The sequence below is a fragment of the Streptococcus sp. 32226D021BW genome (assembly GCF_053545015.1).
In genome coordinates this window covers 1-1,148 of record NZ_JBPPVC010000036.1, presented here as the reverse complement: position 1 = coordinate 1,148, position 1,148 = coordinate 1, and the positions used below count along the sequence as shown (strand labels likewise).

The following is a 1,148-nucleotide window of genomic DNA, read 5'->3' as shown; positions in this document are numbered from 1 at the left end:
GTTGGAACTACCGGTGGAGTTGGAACTACTGGTGAAGTTGGAACTGCTGGCACAGTTGGAACTACCGGTGGAGTTGGGACTATTGGTGGGGTTGGGAGATTTGGATCACAACCACAATCTTGACCATCTACACCGTCTTTACCGTCTACACCGTCTACACCGTCTACACCGTCTCTACCGTCTTTACCATCACGGATAAAGGTGGTTTCTCGTGTGCCGTCTGGTTTGACAATAGTAATCGTTTGACCTGGGTTACCATTTTGGTCTGTGCCTGGGGTTACTGTGACTTCGGCGCTCTTACCGTCTTTACCGTCTACACCGTTGAGGATAGTTTGACGGCTGACTTCGTTACCATCGCCATCTTTGATGATAATAGTAGTGCCGATAACCTTGTCACCTTCGCGAACTTCGATTTGTTCTACAAGTGGAGACTTGCCATCCTTACCGTCAACACCGTCTCTACCATCTTTACCATCACGGATAAAGGTGGTTTCGCGACTGCCATCTGGTTTGACAATAGTAATCGTTTGACCTGGGTTACCGTTTTGGTCTGTGCCTGGGGTTACTGTGACTTCGGCACTCTTACCATCTTTACCGTCTACACCGTTGAGGATAGTTTGACGGCTGACTTCGTTACCATCGCCATCTTTGATGATAATGGTTGTACCGATAACCTTGTCACCTTCGCGAACTTCGACTTGTTCTACTAGTGGTGACTTACCATCTTTACCGTCGCGACCATCTACACCGTTCTTACCATCACGGACAAAGGTAGTTTCACGACTGCCATCTGGTTTGACAATAGTAATCGTTTGACCTGGGTTACCGTTTTGGTCTGTGCCTGGAGTAACAGTGACTTCGGCACTCTTACCATCAGCACCATTCTTACCATCTTGACCATTGAGGATAGTTTGACGGCTGACTTCGTTACCATCGTCATCTTTGATGATAATGGTTGTACCGATAACCTTGTCACCTTCGCGAACTTCGACTTGTTCCACTAGTGGGGACTTGCCGTCTACACCGTTCTTACCGTCTTGACCTTTAGCGCCATCTTTACCGTCACGGATAAAGGTAGTTTCTCGTGTGCCATCTGGTTTGACAATAGTAATCGTTTGACCTGGGTTACCGTTTTGGTCTGTGCCTGG

At 47.8% G+C, this 1,148-nt stretch carries 1 protein-coding gene; it reads right to left on the bottom strand.

Translation table 11 applies throughout. The features are described from left to right. Positions 1-1,148, bottom strand: a 1,148-nt coding sequence (locus tag ACEE44_RS10310) for a collagen-flanked surface repeat-containing protein (RefSeq protein WP_449172164.1), incomplete at both ends; no start/stop codon positions are given.